This is a genomic window from Vibrio sp. J1-1, assembly GCF_021728395.1.
Classification (GTDB): domain Bacteria; phylum Pseudomonadota; class Gammaproteobacteria; order Enterobacterales; family Vibrionaceae; genus Vibrio.
In genome coordinates this window covers 36,881-52,702 of record NZ_JAKKCM010000005.1, presented here as the reverse complement: position 1 = coordinate 52,702, position 15,822 = coordinate 36,881, and the positions used below count along the sequence as shown (strand labels likewise).

Here is a 15,822-nt window from a genome sequence, read left to right as displayed (position 1 = left end):
CCGTAAAACTTACTTTAGCAGTCCCACTTCCTTGTAGTATTTAACCGCGCCTGGATGAAGAGGAATTGAAATGCCTGCTTTCACCATGTCTTCTTTTTTCAGGCTCGCAAAAGCTGGATGCAGACGTTTGAATGTGTCGAAGTTTTCGAATACAGCTTTTGCAACATTGTATGCCACTTCATCAGATACGTCCGTTGAAGTAACCATTGTTGCAGCTACACCAAAGCTCTTCACATCATGTTCAGTACCACGATACATGCCTGCAGGCACATTGCTGTATGCGTAGTATGGGTTTGCTGAAACAATTTTGTCGATTTCAGGGCCAGTAGCAGGAACTAGCTTCGCATCACATGAGGTGGTTGCTTCTTTGATTGAGCCGTTTGGGTGACCAACCATGTAAATGAATGCGTCGATTTTGTTGTCACAAAGCGCTTGAGAACGTTCAGAACCTTTTAGCTCTGAAGCCAACTGGAAGCTGTCTAGAGTCCAACCCATTGCCTCCATCACTACGCCCATTGTGGCACGGTCACCAGAACCTGGGTTACCGATATTGACACGTTTACCTTTCAGGTCTTTAACGTTTTCGATGCCAGAGTCTGCTCGAGCGATAATGTTGAAAGGTTCAGTATGTAGAGAGAACATTGCACGTAGCTTTTTGTACGGGCCTTGTTCCGCAAACTTACTCGTACCGTTGTAGCCATGGTATTGCCAATCCGACTGAACGATACCGAAGTCTAATTCGCTCGCACGGATAGTGTTAACGTTGTAAATAGAACCACCAGTCGACTCAACGGAACAACGAATGTTGTGATCTTTGCGACCTTTGTTGACCAATTTACAGATAGCACCGCCAGTAGGGTAGTAAACACCTGTAACCGAGCCAGTACCGATAGTAATAAACTCTTGAGCGTTTACTGCGCCTGCACCCATAACGGCTGCAGCGATAGCGCCTACTTTGAGTAGTTTGTTAAATGCCATGAAATTCCCTTCCTTATATTTCATTATTTACCCGGAAATAACCATCAATCACTTCTGGAGTTTCCTGTTTGGAAACGGCATCTTTTCCAATCCAATTGTTTGAAAAAGCGAACAAATCATAACAAAAAATTGGTAGAAAATTATTCGACTGTTAAAAGTTATAGCGAATAAATCTGAAGATTGCGTTAATAGCTAGTGATTAAACTGTTATTTTATTCCTTTTATAACAGTAGTTTACGATTGAATGTGGGGGAAGGAAGGAAAAATTGAATGCGTGATTCAGATCACAAACATTTTGGTTGAAATATAACCTTAAAACGCACTGAAGGAAGGAAATAGTGAGCTACAAAATAGGATTTATCTTATAGCTCACAATCAGTTAGGTGACTTCGACTTATTGCTGTTAGCCGGTGTATTCGAACAGTTCACACACGGATTTGAACAGCTGTTCTGTAGATACTGGCAACGTTGGAGTGATAAATATAGTGTCATCACCAGCGACCACACCCAAGATGCCTTCAGACTTGCCGAGAGAGTCCAGCATACGAGCGATAAGTTGCGCAGCGCCTGGACCTGTATGGATAACAACTAACGCTGCATTGTGGTCGATATCCAATACTAGTTCACGCAAAGAACTGCTTGTCGTTGGTACACCCAGTTCTGCAGGAAGACAGTAAACCATTTCCATTTTTGCATTACGTGTACGAACAGCACCAAACTTAGTCAGCATGCGAGAAACTTTAGATTGGTTAATACTTTCAAAACCTTGCAGTTTTAGAGCATCAACAATCTCGCCCTGTGAGCCAAAACTCTCTTCCTTTAACAGGGCTTTAAAAGCTCGGACTAGGTTATCTTGTTTTTCAGTATTGCGCATAGTCATTATGATTCTCTTAATTACGGATCAGCAATTCTGCATATTCTCGCATATATATTCAGACAGTTCCAAAAAGTCCCAAGATAATGCTAGTTACATCACTGTAAATTATAAACAGAATGATATCTCGTTAGGTGGGTGGTCATACATCTGTTTTATTTCCTGTAATCTATTGTCATTTCAAATGAATACAAGAATAATCCAATCTCTTGTGTAGCACGGAAATGCTGAGTTGCGCGAGGTCGCAAAGCTGGCGTTAATTGATTGTAATCAAGTTGTGATTCCGATAGTTTTACCGGGTTGGTTACAAAATACCCTATGAATACGTTTATAAGAGAATACTCTCAAGGAGAACTACATGAAAGTAGCCGTTATTGGTGCCGCTGGCGGTATCGGTCAAGCCCTTGCCCTTTTACTTAAGAACCGTCTTCCTGCAGGTTCTGATTTAGCCCTATATGATATTGCACCTGTTACTCCAGGTGTTGCCGCTGATCTCAGCCACATCCCAACTCCAGTATCGATCAAAGGATACGCAGGTGAGGATCCAACCCCTGCACTGGAAGGCGCAGATGTGGTTCTAATTTCTGCTGGCGTTGCACGTAAGCCAGGTATGGATCGTGCGGATCTATTTAATGTTAATGCTGGTATCGTAAAGGCACTGGCTGAGAAAATTGCTGTAGTTTGCCCTAAAGCATGCGTTGGTATTATTACTAACCCTGTGAATACGACGGTGCCAATCGCTGCAGAAGTACTTAAGAAAGCAGGCGTTTATGACAAGCGCAGACTATTCGGTGTAACAACACTTGACGTTATCCGTTCAGAAACCTTTGTTGCTGAGCTAAAAGACAAAGATCCAAGTGATGTTCGTGTACCAGTTATCGGCGGCCACTCAGGTGTGACTATTCTTCCTCTGCTTTCTCAGGTAGAAGGTGTTGAGTTTACTGCTGAAGAAGTTGAAGCACTGACTAAGCGTATCCAGAACGCGGGTACTGAAGTCGTTGAAGCGAAAGCGGGTGGCGGTAGTGCAACTCTGTCTATGGGGCAAGCGGCGTGTCGCTTTGGTCTGTCTCTAGTACGTGCTCTTCAGGGTGAAGAAGGCGTTGTTGAGTGTGCTTACGTTGAAGGTGACGGTGAGCACGCACCATACTTTGCTCAGCCAGTGAAGCTAGGTAAAGAAGGTGTTGAGGAAGTGCTAAGCTACGGCGCACTAAGCGACTTCGAAAAGTCTGCTCTAGACAATATGCTAGAAACGCTAAATGGTGATATCAACATCGGTGTTGAGTTCGCTAAATAATCTTAAGCGTTTATACCGTTTATAACAGAGCCGATCTTAGGATCGGCTTTTTTGATCCCTTTTTTCTGTCTGACGTACAAGAGTGTGACACCAACAATGTCAATCAGGAGTAGGGTATGGAAGCAAGTCGAATCCGTAAGGGCATGGTTGTAGAGTGCCAACAAGGCGTAGGTACCATTCTTGTTGTTGATCGTGAAGCTGAAACGGTTTTACTGGCTAAACAGGGAACTGACCAGCAAATCGCCGTCACGTTTGACGAGATAGAAGATGACCCGCAGCTTCACGGAGGAAGCGACCGCTACTATTAGCGGAGAAAACGATCACTGGAACGAAAAAAGGAAGAGCTTGCTCTTCCTTTTTCTTTTCAGCCTTAAACCACCAATTTCGGTCGGTGGTCATGATTTATCGCCTTGCTGGTCCAGCTAGCAGTGCTTATCGAGTGCGTTTCACCGCCACATGAGCCAGTGTAATGAGTGCTTCTTTATACTCAGACTCAGGCAGCACAGACAGCTCCGCTATCGCCTTGTCGGCTTCTTCGAGTGCCTTTTGAGTTGTGTACTCAAGAGAACCAACTTCTTTCATAACTGCAAGGATATCGTCAAGACGATCCATTCCGTTTGCTTTCTCAATCGCTTCACGGATCATTTGAGCATTTTCAGGGGTAGTGTTTCGCATCGCATGAAGTAGAGGAAGGGTTGGTTTACCTTCTGCCAAATCATCGCCAACATTTTTACCCATGTCTTCGCCATCAGATGTGTAATCCATGACGTCGTCAATGAGTTGGAATGCGGTACCTAAGTACTTACCGTAATTCTGCAATGCGATTTCAACGTGTTCAGGAGCATTATTCAGGATGGCACCAATTTGCGTCGCGGACTCAAACAAGCGTGCTGTCTTAGAATAGATGACCTGCATGTAGCTTTCTTCTGTCGTATCAGGATCGTTGCAGTTCATTAACTGCTGAACTTCACCTTCGGCGATCACGTTTACGGCGTTACTCATTAACTGAAGGATCTTCATGGATCCTAGCTCAGTCATCATTTGGAATGAGCGAGTGTAGATAAAATCCCCAACTAGCACGCTTGCTGCATTGCCAAAGGCAGCATTTGCGGTCGCTTTACCACGGCGCATATCTGACTCGTCTACCACATCATCATGCAACAGAGTTGCTGTATGGATGAACTCAATAAACGCAGCTGCCATGGTATGACCGCTGCCTTGATATCCAAGAGCACGGGCTGACAAGATCGCCAATAACGGTCTGAGGCGTTTGCCTCCACCACTGACGATATAGAAACCGAGCTGATTGATTAAAGAGACATCAGAATTTAATTGGGCTTGAATTGTTTCATTCACTTTTGCCATGTCATTGGCAGTAAGCGCTTGGATAGTTTTAAAATCCATTGTATATCCGGCTGAAGTTAGACCCTGCAAGGCTTATTCGATTTATATAATTGTCGAATAATACACTAAAAAACGTTGATTAATACATTACTAAAGGGCATGATTGCCGCACTTTTCTTTGGCGATTAGCTTTTCGCCAATTTTTTCAAAATATGGCTTGTCATAGGGACTTCTCTTCTGTAGAATCTGCGCCCTATTGATGATTAGTTTAGCGCACACCCTCACGAAAGGCTGTGCGGAAAAAGCGGAGTAAAATATGTACGCTGTTTTCCAATCTGGTGGTAAACAACACCGTGTAAGCGAAGGTCAAACTCTTCGTTTAGAGAAATTAGACGTTGAAACTGGTGCAACTGTAGAATTTGATAAAGTTCTTCTTGTTGCTAACGGCGAAGACATCAAAGTTGGTGCTCCTCTTGTAGAGGGCGGCAAAATTGTTGCTGAAGTTGTACAACACGGTCGTGGCGATAAAGTTAAAATCGTTAAGTTCCGTCGTCGTAAGCACTCTCGTAAGCAACAGGGTCACCGTCAGTGGTTCACTGAAGTGAAGATCACTGGTATCAACGCTTAATCTATTAGGAGAGTTTAACAATGGCACACAAAAAAGCTGGTGGTTCTACTCGTAACGGCCGCGATTCAGAAAGCAAACGTCTAGGTGTTAAGCGTTTCGGTGGTGAATCTGTACTTGCAGGTAACATCATTGTGCGTCAACGTGGTACTAAGTTCCACGCTGGTAACAACGTAGGTATCGGTAAAGACCACACTCTATTCGCTCTTACTGAAGGTAAAGTGAAGTTCGAAGTGAAAGGTCCTAAGAACCGTAAGTTTGTTAGCATCGAAGCTGAGTAATTAGTTTTTAACTCAATTACTTAATAGCTTTAAGCTGAATTCAAAAGCCCTGCCGGATCGGCGGGGTTTTTTATTTGTAGCAGTCGACATATCGAAACTTCTCGGTTGATCCAAAGCGATTTGAATCTGGGAGTTTAGATCTGTCATCTGCTAAAATTGTCAGATGACAAAGTAGATATAATCCACGCACGAAGTAGTCGGAGTAAAAGATGAAGTTCGTAGATGAAGCTGTAGTAAAAGTTCAGGCTGGTGACGGCGGTAGCGGCGTTGTTAGTTTCTGGCGTGAAAAATTCATCACTAAAGGTGGTCCTGATGGCGGTGATGGTGGTGACGGCGGTGATGTTTATATCCAAGCTGACGAAAACCTAAACACCCTAATCGATTACCGTTTCCAACGTTTTTACGAAGCAGAGCGTGGAGAAAATGGCCGCGGTGGTAACTGTACTGGTAAGCGTGGTAAAGATATTGTGATGCGTGTGCCGGTTGGTACTCGTGCAGTCGATATCCACACCAACGAAATCGTTGCGGAAGTTGCTGAACACGGCAAAAAAGTAATGGTAGCTAAAGGTGGTTGGCACGGTCTGGGCAACACGCGTTTTAAGTCTTCTGTAAACCGCGCTCCTCGTCAGAGAACGTTGGGTACCAAAGGTGAAGTTCGTGAAATTCGTCTAGAGCTATTACTGCTTGCTGACGTTGGTATGCTTGGCTTGCCAAACGCGGGTAAATCAACCTTTATTCGTGCTGTATCTGCTGCAAAACCAAAAGTGGCGGATTACCCATTTACAACGCTTATCCCAAGCTTAGGTGTGGTCAGTGTTGTACCTGAGAAAAGCTTTGTCGTTGCGGATATCCCTGGTCTGATTGAAGGCGCTGCGGATGGTGCAGGTTTAGGTATTCGATTCCTAAAACACCTAGAACGTTGCCGCGTTTTACTGCACATGATCGATATCATGCCGGTTGATCAGTCTGATCCAGTGCAAAACGCGCTAACGATCATTGATGAGTTAGAGCAGTACAGTGAAAAGCTAGCGGATAAACCTCGTTGGTTGGTGTTCAACAAAGTTGATCTGATGCCGGAAGAAGAAGCGAATGAAAAAATCCAAGAGATCTTGGACGCGCTAGGTTGGGAAGACGAGTACTTTAAGATCTCGGCAATCAACCGTTCTGGAACGAAAGAACTTTGTTACAAGCTGGCTGACTTTATGGAAAACCTACCTCGTGAAGAGGAAGAAGTGGCTGAAGAAGATAAAGTTAACTTCATGTGGGATGACTACCATAAAGATGCAATGGCTGGTAAAGACGTTGTTACTGAAGATGATGACGACGACGACGACTGGGATGATGAAGAAGATGACGGCCACGTTGTCTACGTTCGTGACTAATTTTATCATCCGGTAATATTTACCAAGAAAATTAAATTAAGCCGCAATGCCTATTGCGGCTTTTTTTGTATCTAATCATATTTAGATGATGTGATTTACGGCACAATAATATTAATGCCAGCATGAATGATTAGAAATTTGCTGGGCTTTGTATCATCAATTATGTAGACCCTAAAAGGACTTAGACGTATCTATGGCATTGGAAACTATACCTACCGCAGAGGTATCGGTATCAAATCAGAGGGCGATCTCTCGCCTTGTTGCTCAAGCTGGACAGATGTTACTCGCTCATGGCGCTGAAAGTACCTTAGTTAGCGATATTATGCGCCGTATTGGCTTGGCTTGTGGTGTACATGAAGTCGCAGTAGCACTCTCTGCGAATGCACTTGTTGTTACCACTCTTATGGATAGCCATTGTATTACAACGACACGAAGTTGTGCCGATCGTGGCATTAATATGCGTGTAATTACACAAATTCAGCGTATTTGTATCATGATGGAGCGTGGGTTACTCGATTGTGCCATGGCGCAGAAAAAGCTCGATCATATCAGTCCTGAGCGCTATAACCGCTGGTTGGTGGTCTTTATGATTGGATTGTCATGTGCAGCGTTCAGCCATTTAGCTGGGGGGGATGTAAGCATATTTTTCATGACTTTCTTAGCCTCTGCAGTCGGCATGATTGTTCGTCAGGAAATTGGCCACCGTCATTTCAATCCTTTACTCAATTTTGCCGCTACGGCATTTGTGACTACCCTAATTTCTGCGCAGGCGGAAATCTATCAGATTGGTAACCTACCTACGGTCGCGATGGCATCGTCAGTGTTGATGCTAGTTCCGGGCTTCCCACTGATTAACTCGGTAGCCGACATGCTCAAAGGTCATATCAATATGGGGATTGCCCGCTTTGTGATGGCGAGTTTATTAACGCTTGCGACGTGTCTAGGCATTGTGGCAGCGATGAGTGTGACCGGTATTTGGGGATGGAGCATCAGATGAGTATTGTCGATTTACTGGTTGGCTTATTAAACGATATGTTTTTTGCCGCTATTCCCGCAGTGGGGTTTGCATTGGTCTTCAATGTGCCGCATAAGGCATTAATCTACTGTGCAGTAGGCGGCGCTATTGGTCATGGTAGTCGTTATTTAATGATGCAGTTTGGTATTCCTATTGAGTGGGCAACGTTCTTCGCCGCGACATTAGTTGGGATGATTGGTGTGTATTGGTCTCGCCGCTTTTTGGCTCACCCGAAAGTTTTCACCGTTGCCGCCCTGATTCCTATGGTTCCCGGCGTGTTTGCCTATAAAGCCATGATTGCAATGGTAGAGATAAACCATTTAGGTTACTCGCCAGAACTGCTTGCGACGTGTATGGAAAATTTTCTTAAAGCCATGTTTATTATTGCAGGTTTAGCCATTGGCCTTGCTGTTCCGGGGCTGTTATTCTACCGCCGTAGACCGATAGTATAAGGACCCGACATGATCATTAGTATGATTGCCGCGATGGCAGACAATCGTATCATTGGTAAAGATAATCAAATGCCATGGCACTTACCGGCCGACTTCGTATGGTTTAAGCGTTGTACGATGGGCAAACCCGTAGTTATGGGACGCAAAACCTATGAGTCTATCGGACGTCCATTACCTGGCCGTCTTAACATTGTGATCAGTCGTGATGACTCATTGAATATTGAAGGTGTAACGACAGTAACGTCTATTGAGCAAGCCTTAGAAGTTGCGGGTGATGTGGAAGAAGTGATGATTATTGGTGGTGGGGCCATTTACTCAGCCTGCCTACCACTTGCGACTAAGTTGTATGTGACACATATAGAGGCGGCTATCGAAGGTGATACGCAGTTCCCTGATTGGGGGAGTGAGTTTAAAGAAACTTATTCAGAAGCGTATCAAGCGGATGAGAAAAACGCTTACAACATGCGTTTTACGATTCTGGAAAAATAATGGTTATAAAAAAGCACCGCGAATGCGGTGCTTTTTGTTTATCGGGTATGTTTATGTTCAGAGAATGAATGGCTTAACTTAATGCCTGTTGGGTAAATATTTGTTTATCTTCCCAGCGGATCATCGTCAATTCTCCTCCCCAAACACAGCCAGTATCTAGGCCTATCACCTGCTCACCGATATGCCCCTGGAGTGCAGCCCAGTGTCCGAATAGGACGGTCTTGCCTAGTTTGACTCTCTGTGGAAGGTCAAACCAAGGAATTAACTCCTCTCCTGTTACTTGTTGTGGAGGCAGTTTACAATCCATATCCAGGCGTCCATCCGGAAAACAAAAGCGCATACGAGTAAATGCATTGATGGTGTAGCGATAGCGATCTAACCCTGTCAGAGAATCATCCCAGTAATCTGGTTTGTTGCTGTACATATTGTGTAGCAGCCACGATAAGTGATCGCTTTGGAGGATATTTTCCACTTCTCGAGCACATCGGCGCGCTGTTGCCAAATTCCACTGTGGTGAAATTCCGGCATGACACATTACGAAGTCATCATGCTCTGCAAGAAGCGGTTGCCTGGATAGCCATCGCAATAACTTTTTACTGTCGGGAGCTGCGAAAATTGGAGCGGTTCTATCTTTATCTTTCAATTTCTTAGCGCCGTGAGCGACGGCAAGTAAATGCAGATCGTGATTACCAAGTATCACTTTGGCACTGTCACCTAAAGATTTAACGAAGCGTAAGGTTTCTAAGGACTTAGGCCCTCTGGCTACAAGATCACCAGCCAGCCAGAGTTGATCATTCTTGGGAGAGAAAGATACTTGTTCTAATAGGCGCTGCAGTTCTTCAAAGCAGCCTTGGATATCGCCAACAATATAGGTAGCCACTGACTCTCCAATCTCATTAATTCAAAACATTCGGAACCGCAAGGCGGAACGGTTCTATCTCAGCGATGAACTCCTGACCCTGTTCATCTAGCATCTTATAGTGTCCTTGCATAACACCGACTGGTGTCTCTAACGCAGTCCCACTGCTGTATGTGTATTCATCGTTACTTGGGATAAACGGCTGCTGTCCAACCACACCATCTCCTTCAACCGTCATCTGTTTGCCATTAGAGTCGGTGATCAACCAACGACGGCTTATCAATTGCACAGTTTGCTGACTCAGGTTTTTAATCGTGATGGTGTAGGCAAAAACGTAGCGTTGTAGCTCGGGATTAGACTGTTCTTTGATGTATTTGGTGTGAACTTGAATTTTAATGCAGGGTTGAATGACGTCCATGTACACTCCTTGAAAAATTAGCAATAAGCCAAACCTACAGGGTTTGGCTTATTGTTTGGTTTACTTAGTGCTGTGGGTTATCCGCCAGCCAGTTCGCCATCGCGACGAATTGCTCTAGCGTCAGGTTCTCTGGACGCATACTTGGGTTGACCCCCAGCTCTTCCAACACTTCTGTACTCAACAGTGATTTGTAGCAGTTGCGTACGGTCTTACGACGCTGGTTAAAGCCTTCACGGCAGACGCGATCGAGTAAGCGCAAGTCTTTAGCCGGGCACGGTAGTTCTTCGTAAGGAACCAGACGAACGACAGCTGAGTCTACTTTTGGTGGCGGTACGAATGCTGTTGGTGGCACTTCTAGTACAGGCACCACTTTGCAGTAGTACTGAGCCATAACCGTCAGACGGCCATAAGCTTTGCTGCCAGGGCCAGCTGCCAAACGATTTACCACTTCTTTTTGAAGCATAAAGTGCATGTCTTGAATGTCTTTATGGAATTCAAAAAGATGAAACATCAATGGGGTAGAGATGTTGTACGGCAAGTTACCGAAGATACGTAGCTTGTTGTTCGGCTTTACGAGCTGCGTGAAGTCGAAACGCATCGCATCGCCTTCATGAATCGTTAACTTATCAGCCAGCTCCGGGTGGTTACGTAAACGCTCAGCTAGGTCTCGGTCTAGCTCGATAACGGTGAACTTGTCGACTTCACGGCCTACTGGTTCAGTAATAGCGCCCAGACCTGGACCAATTTCAACCAGATTCTGACCTGGTCTTGGGTTAATCGCTGATACGATACCATCAATAATGTATGGATCGTTCAGGAAGTTTTGACCAAAACGTTTACGCGCTTTGTGTCCTAAATGGACATCATTTCTCATTGTTTCTTCTCTACCAATTCTATCGCATGCGTGAGCGCTGTTCGGAAACTTCCTGTATCCGCCTGACCTGTCCCTGCCAGATCTAATGCAGTACCATGATCCACCGATGTTCTAATAAAGGGTAGACCAAGAGTAATGTTTACTGAACGACCAAAGCCTTTGTATTTTAATACTGGCAATACTTGATCGTGGTACATGCCTAAAACAGCATCAGCATCGTTTAAATATTTGTCATTGAAAATGGTATCTGCCGGTAGTGGGCCGATCAGATTAAACCCTTTTTCTTGTCGAATTTTTTCCAGTGTCGGAGTGATGGTTTCGATCTCTTCATGACCTAAACAGCCATCTTCTCCCGCGTGTGGGTTAAGCCCGCAAACATAGATGTTTGGTTGCTTGATGGCAAATTTTTCTACTAGGTCTTGATGAAGAATATCGATGATTTTCTCTAATCGCTCTCCAGTGACGGCTTTCGACACATACGCCAGAGGAATATGTGTGGTTACCAGCGCAACACGCAGTCCTTCTGTCGCCAGCATCATCACAACTAACGGAGTATTAGACTTCTCGGCAAAGAATTCAGTATGACCACTGAACGCAACGCCAGAGCGATTGATCACCCCCTTATGAACAGGGCCGGTGACAATAGCATCAAATTCGTCATTCATACAGCCTAAAGCGGCTCTTTCTAGCGTTTTTAGCACATAGTGGCCATTCGCTTCATTGAGCTGACCGGCAACCGTACTTTCTGGCATTTCGATATGATCAACGATAAGCGTGCCGGCTTTTTGTGCTTGTGGCGCTTCTTCTGGATTATAATCAGAGAGTTGGACATCGATACCAAGTAATTTGGCTCGTTCCATTAACATGTTTTTATCTGCGCAGACGACAATTTGGTGTGCCCAGTCTTCTTTTGAGAGAGCAAGCACCAGGTCAGGGCCGATACCCGCAGGTTCCCCCGCGGTTACGACAATTCTGCGGACTAGATTAGTTGTCATTGCTGTCATCCACGATTTCAACAAACGCACTTGCACGTAGTTCTTGCATCCATGCGCCTGCTTCTTCATTAAACTTACGGTTAAAGAGAATGCGGTAAGCTTTATTCTTCAATGCAGAGTCTGTACGGTCAACCTGACGGCGATCCAGTACTTCTACAATATGCCAGCCGTGAACAGTTTTGAATGGCTCACTGATCGAACCCACAGGTAGTGTTTCTACCTGATGTTTAAATTCGGGTACGTAAAGGTCCGGAGTTTGGTAACCAAGTTCACCGTTCTGAGCAGCAGAGCCAGGGTCTTGGCTGTATTGAGAAGCTAGCTGAGCAAACGTTGCTTCGCCAGCTTTAATACGGCGAGTGTATTCATTCAACTGCTTTTTAGCACCATCATCACTCAGGATGACCGTTGGTTTGATCAGAATATGACGAGCGTTAACTTCAGTTACAGCAACAGTTTCCAGACCTTTTACATCGTCAATTTTTAGGATATGGAACCCAACACCACTACGGAATGGACCGATAATGCTGCCTTTGTTCTGCATATTGATTTGGTCGGCAAAGATAGTTGGCATTTCTTCTTTACGCATCCAGCCCCAGTCACCACCTTGTAGGGCTTTCGGGCCTTTAGAGTAGGTGTAAGCCATTTCAGTGAAGTCAGCGCCGTCGTTAAGTTTTTTGGCTAGCGCTTTCGCTTCGGCTTCTACTTCCGACTTGTCTTGATCATCGGAGAAGCGCAGCTGAATATGGCTAATTTTGTATTGGACCGTTGCGTTAGTTTCTTGTGACAACTGTTCTGAAAGGCTGTCTACTTCCGCTGGCAGAATGTTAATTCGGCGACGTACAAGCGCATTACGTGCTTCTGATGCTGCAATTTCCTTGCGGATTTGCTCGCGGAATTCAGTGTAACTTAGCCCTTCACTTTCAATCGATGCAGTCAGTTGTTCCATACTTTGATTGTTGTTGCGTGCAATCTCCGCAATGGCCTGATTGAGACGACTGTCGTCGATGCGAACGCCGATACGATCAGCCTCTTGGCCTTGAAGCGTATCAAGGATCAGTTTTTCTACTACTTGATCATGCAAAACCTGGGCAGAAGGTAGGCTTTTACCACTTTGGCGTGCATTGGCTTGTAGCGTTTTTAGCGCTGTGTCGATATCACTTTGTAGAATGACACCGTCATTAACGATAACTGCAACCTTATCAAGCTCTACTGGTGCTGCAACGGCTCCGCAAGAGAGTAGGGTCGTAAATAAGATTGATTTCCAAATTTTCATTTAAAATTCCGTCAGTATTTTTTAATTAGTGTCTTGTTTACTCTAAGACGCTTAATTCGATTAATTGTTCAGATAGAATGGGCGACCATACTTGATTGTGTTATCTGAGCCTTCCAATTCTTTGGCAGCAGTGCCAGTAGTTTGGTTGGTAGCAAACCCTTGGATACCTACGCTAACACTGAAGTTGTTCTCGTATTCTGCTGATGCCCCTGAGCCGCCGATAATTTGGTCTTCCCAGCCTAACAGTTGGTTAGAATAGGTCAAACCGATATACCAACAATCAGATTGATAACGTAAGCCTGCTAGCCATTCTAAGTCGTTATTTTCATTTAGGTCATAGTAGTACTGACCACTGGCGGACCAGTTCTGGTTGAATTCGTAAGCGGCAACAATACCTGCTTGAGAAATACCTTTACGAGTAATGGTGTCCAGGTTTTCGAGAATGATCGTATCTTCAATGTATTCACGAGTGACATAACGGTAGTTACTTTGAATAAAGCCACCGTCGAACTGGTACTCTAACGTGCTGTTCGCAAGTTGCATTGATCCTAGGTCGATGTCGTACTGAATACCGCCATGATAGAACAAGGAATCGTTGTAGTTGAAATCTGCTTCAATCGCCCAAGACGAATAGTTTGTTGTTTCATCTGGATCGGTTGGGTTGTTGCTAAGCTTGGTCTTTTTATCAAAGTAGTAGATTTGGCCAAATGAAATATTAAGACGTTCTTTATAGTCGTCATCAAAGAAACGTGTGCTTGCACCGTAGCTTAGTTGGTTAGCGGATGCGATCTTATCGATACTACTGTATTTACGGCTGCGGAATAGACCGTAGTAATCGGTTTGCAGCAACGTTGTATCGTAGTTATAGATATTGGTTTGGTCTTCTTTAGGTACGTACAAGTACTGAACCTGTGGTTCCAGAGTTTGGGTATAACCTTCTACCCAGCTGGTATCACGCTCAAGATAAATTTGCGCGTTAGTGCGGAACTCTGGAATCACACGAGATACTTTTTCATCCAGCTGAAGCTCTAGATCTGAGTCGGTAAGACCATTTAAGTCTTGCGAGTAGTAAGTGGCAAGTACACGAGCTTCCGTGGTCCAAGCTGACCAAGAGTTAGATAGTGGGACAGTAAAGCCTGGCTCGATATGAAAGCGAGTTGCATCGGGTTTTGCGTTATCACTAGTGTCAAAACGGCTAAGTTGGCTTTTAACATCAAAGTTAAGGTAATTTCCCCACACTGGCGTGTAGTAGTTTAACGCCAACTGAGGCATCAAACGGTAAGGTTTGTTTTCTTCTTGTAACAGAACCTGGAAATCACGAACAGTTAACGAGGCGTCCCAGAAATCTGAGCGGTATTGGACTTCTCCTTCTTGCATCAGTTGACCATCTTCTCGGTTACCGATATCAGAGTCGAGATCCAGGAAGTAATCAATATCACTTACTTCTGAGTAATCGACATCCACGACCCAGTGCTTGTCGATAATGCCTTCATGCTTAAACTGGTAGCCCCAGCGTGTTTCATCGGCATACTTTCTGTCTGAATTTAGGTATTCGCCCTTGATTTCACCTTCTCCCCAACCATCGGTTAGATAGCGGAAGTCTGTGTCGAATTTGGTCCCACGTTGCTGCATGTAGAGCGTGGTCAGGGTCATATCGTATTGAGGGGCAATGTTCCAGTAAAACGGCACTTCTACTTCCATACCATCGCTAGAGCCATATGATAGGGAAGGGAAAAGCAGACCCGACTTACGTGTGTTGCCAATAGGCATGGTCAGGTAAGGTACATAGAAGATAGGAACATCTAATACTTCAAAACGAGGGTGATGCAGTGTCGCAGTCTCTTCATCTTGATCGACATCGATACCAGATGCGACCAGACGCCACGAGTTATCGCCCTGAGGACAAGATGTGATGGAGCCGTCTTCCAATTCATAAACTGACTGACCAGTACGCGCAATATAGGCCGCCGTGCCTCGGCCTTGTTGGCAAATAAAGTGGTAGTCTGTGTTCTCGAGTGAGAAGGTATCTTGATCAATATCGCTGGTCACGCGCTCCGATCGGGCTTCGACCTGACCGTCATTAAAGGTGACGTTACCTTCAGCAACCACGACGTTGTCTTGTTGGTGCAGCGTTACGCTATCTGCAGTTATTTTCTTTTGACCTTGCGTAACTTGGACGTTACCAGAGTACTGTGCTTTATCGCCACTAATGGCTTGCAGTCTGTCAGCTTCGACCACCACGGGTGCATTTAAATCGTCCTGATCACCACTAGTATCGACCAAACATTGATCTGTGGTGGGCATTTCCTGCACACTATCATGGATATTCGCGTCAGCTTGAGTGGTAGGTACAAACAAGGCGGTGCAGATAGAGGCCGCTAAAAATGTGCGGGAAAAATGTTGCATTGAATCGAACTTTCCTGTGTCACTGTTATACCAATCGTAGTAAATAACTGATCACTTACTTACGGTAATTGATATTACTCGATGGCTATAGGGCTTGTTGTACCCTAGCGTAATAGCCAAATGAATCAACTACTATCGTCGTAAATGTCCCAGCTCATTGGCTCGCTGTGGCATAATCGAGATAAAGTAGCTGCAAAGATAAGCAGGCGAATGGCCTAGCCGAAATAAAACTAATTCCATTATCATAAAGGAAATCGTTGCAT

17 protein-coding genes are annotated in these 15,822 nt (G+C 44.8%); 8 read left to right on the top strand and 9 right to left on the bottom strand.

Annotation, left to right across the window (positions count from 1 at the left end; translation table 11 throughout):
- Positions 1–9: 9 nt before the first annotated feature.
- Together L3V31_RS09510 and argR are read right to left on the bottom strand one after the other, a co-directional pair.
- Positions 10–978: a TAXI family TRAP transporter solute-binding subunit gene (locus tag L3V31_RS09510; RefSeq protein ID WP_237315840.1), complete on the bottom strand. Its 969-nt coding sequence runs from the start codon at positions 976–978 to the stop codon at positions 10–12.
- Between the two features lie 403 nt (positions 979–1,381).
- A complete protein-coding gene (gene argR, locus L3V31_RS09505) occupies positions 1,382–1,852 on the bottom strand; it encodes a transcriptional regulator ArgR (protein ID WP_014230707.1) in 471 nt (156 codons plus the stop codon).
- A 358-nt stretch (positions 1,853–2,210) separates the two neighbouring features.
- Here argR and mdh point away from each other — a divergent pair, with 358 nt between their 5' ends.
- Together mdh and L3V31_RS09495 are read left to right on the top strand one after the other, a co-directional pair.
- The gene (mdh, locus tag L3V31_RS09500; protein WP_237315839.1) at positions 2,211–3,146 is read left to right on the top strand and encodes a malate dehydrogenase; all 936 of its coding nucleotides are present in this window, start codon (positions 2,211–2,213) and stop codon (positions 3,144–3,146) included.
- Between the two features lie 116 nt (positions 3,147–3,262).
- Entirely contained in the window at positions 3,263–3,454 is a 192-nt protein-coding gene (locus L3V31_RS09495; RefSeq protein WP_014230709.1) for a hypothetical protein, read from the top strand.
- Positions 3,455–3,578: 124 nt separating this feature from the next.
- Here the strand turns inward: L3V31_RS09495 and ispB are convergent, their stop codons facing one another.
- Entirely contained in the window at positions 3,579–4,550 is a 972-nt protein-coding gene (gene ispB, locus L3V31_RS09490) for an octaprenyl diphosphate synthase (protein WP_237315838.1), read from the bottom strand.
- A 256-nt stretch (positions 4,551–4,806) separates the two neighbouring features.
- On the opposite strand from ispB, the gene rplU reads away from it, so the two are divergent.
- The 6 genes from rplU to folA all read left to right on the top strand — a co-directional run bounded on the left by rplU (position 4,807) and on the right by folA (position 8,734).
- A complete protein-coding gene (gene rplU / locus L3V31_RS09485) occupies positions 4,807–5,118 on the top strand; it encodes a 50S ribosomal protein L21 (protein WP_005383096.1) in 312 nt (103 codons plus the stop codon).
- A 20-nt stretch (positions 5,119–5,138) separates the two neighbouring features.
- Positions 5,139–5,396: a 50S ribosomal protein L27 gene (rpmA, locus tag L3V31_RS09480; RefSeq protein WP_005383095.1), complete on the top strand. Its 258-nt coding sequence runs from the start codon at positions 5,139–5,141 to the stop codon at positions 5,394–5,396.
- 209 nt (positions 5,397–5,605) lie between these two features.
- A complete protein-coding gene (gene cgtA, locus L3V31_RS09475; RefSeq protein ID WP_237315837.1) occupies positions 5,606–6,778 on the top strand; it encodes an Obg family GTPase CgtA in 1,173 nt (390 codons plus the stop codon).
- A 193-nt stretch (positions 6,779–6,971) separates the two neighbouring features.
- On the top strand, positions 6,972–7,775 hold the full coding sequence (locus L3V31_RS09470) for a threonine/serine exporter family protein (protein WP_237315836.1): 804 nt from the start codon (positions 6,972–6,974) through the stop codon (positions 7,773–7,775).
- Complete coding sequence (locus L3V31_RS09465; protein WP_237315835.1) at positions 7,772–8,245, top strand: threonine/serine exporter family protein; 474 nt, start codon at positions 7,772–7,774, stop codon at positions 8,243–8,245. The genes L3V31_RS09470 and L3V31_RS09465 overlap by 4 nt, the downstream gene beginning before the upstream one ends.
- A 9-nt stretch (positions 8,246–8,254) precedes the next feature.
- The gene (gene folA, locus L3V31_RS09460) at positions 8,255–8,734 is read left to right on the top strand and encodes a type 3 dihydrofolate reductase (protein ID WP_237315834.1); all 480 of its coding nucleotides are present in this window, start codon (positions 8,255–8,257) and stop codon (positions 8,732–8,734) included.
- Positions 8,735–8,807: 73 nt separating this feature from the next.
- On the opposite strand, the gene apaH is transcribed toward folA, so the two are convergent.
- The 6 genes from apaH to lptD all read right to left on the bottom strand — a co-directional run bounded on the left by apaH (position 8,808) and on the right by lptD (position 15,559).
- Positions 8,808–9,614: a bis(5'-nucleosyl)-tetraphosphatase (symmetrical) ApaH gene (gene apaH, locus L3V31_RS09455; protein ID WP_237315833.1), complete on the bottom strand. Its 807-nt coding sequence runs from the start codon at positions 9,612–9,614 to the stop codon at positions 8,808–8,810.
- A gap of 16 nt (positions 9,615–9,630) precedes the next feature.
- On the bottom strand, positions 9,631–10,011 hold the full coding sequence (gene apaG / locus L3V31_RS09450; RefSeq protein ID WP_237315832.1) for a Co2+/Mg2+ efflux protein ApaG: 381 nt from the start codon (positions 10,009–10,011) through the stop codon (positions 9,631–9,633).
- Positions 10,012–10,075: 64 nt separating this feature from the next.
- On the bottom strand, positions 10,076–10,885 hold the full coding sequence (rsmA, locus tag L3V31_RS09445; protein ID WP_237315831.1) for a 16S rRNA (adenine(1518)-N(6)/adenine(1519)-N(6))-dimethyltransferase RsmA: 810 nt from the start codon (positions 10,883–10,885) through the stop codon (positions 10,076–10,078).
- On the bottom strand, positions 10,882–11,880 hold the full coding sequence (gene pdxA / locus L3V31_RS09440) for a 4-hydroxythreonine-4-phosphate dehydrogenase PdxA (RefSeq protein ID WP_237315830.1): 999 nt from the start codon (positions 11,878–11,880) through the stop codon (positions 10,882–10,884). The genes rsmA and pdxA overlap by 4 nt, the downstream gene beginning before the upstream one ends.
- Complete coding sequence (surA, locus tag L3V31_RS09435) at positions 11,870–13,153, bottom strand: peptidylprolyl isomerase SurA (protein ID WP_237315829.1); 1,284 nt, start codon at positions 13,151–13,153, stop codon at positions 11,870–11,872. Before surA ends, pdxA begins: the two co-directional genes overlap by 11 nt.
- 60 nt (positions 13,154–13,213) lie before the next feature.
- Positions 13,214–15,559: an LPS assembly protein LptD gene (gene lptD / locus L3V31_RS09430; RefSeq protein ID WP_237315828.1), complete on the bottom strand. Its 2,346-nt coding sequence runs from the start codon at positions 15,557–15,559 to the stop codon at positions 13,214–13,216.
- Positions 15,560–15,822: the final 263 nt, after the last annotated feature.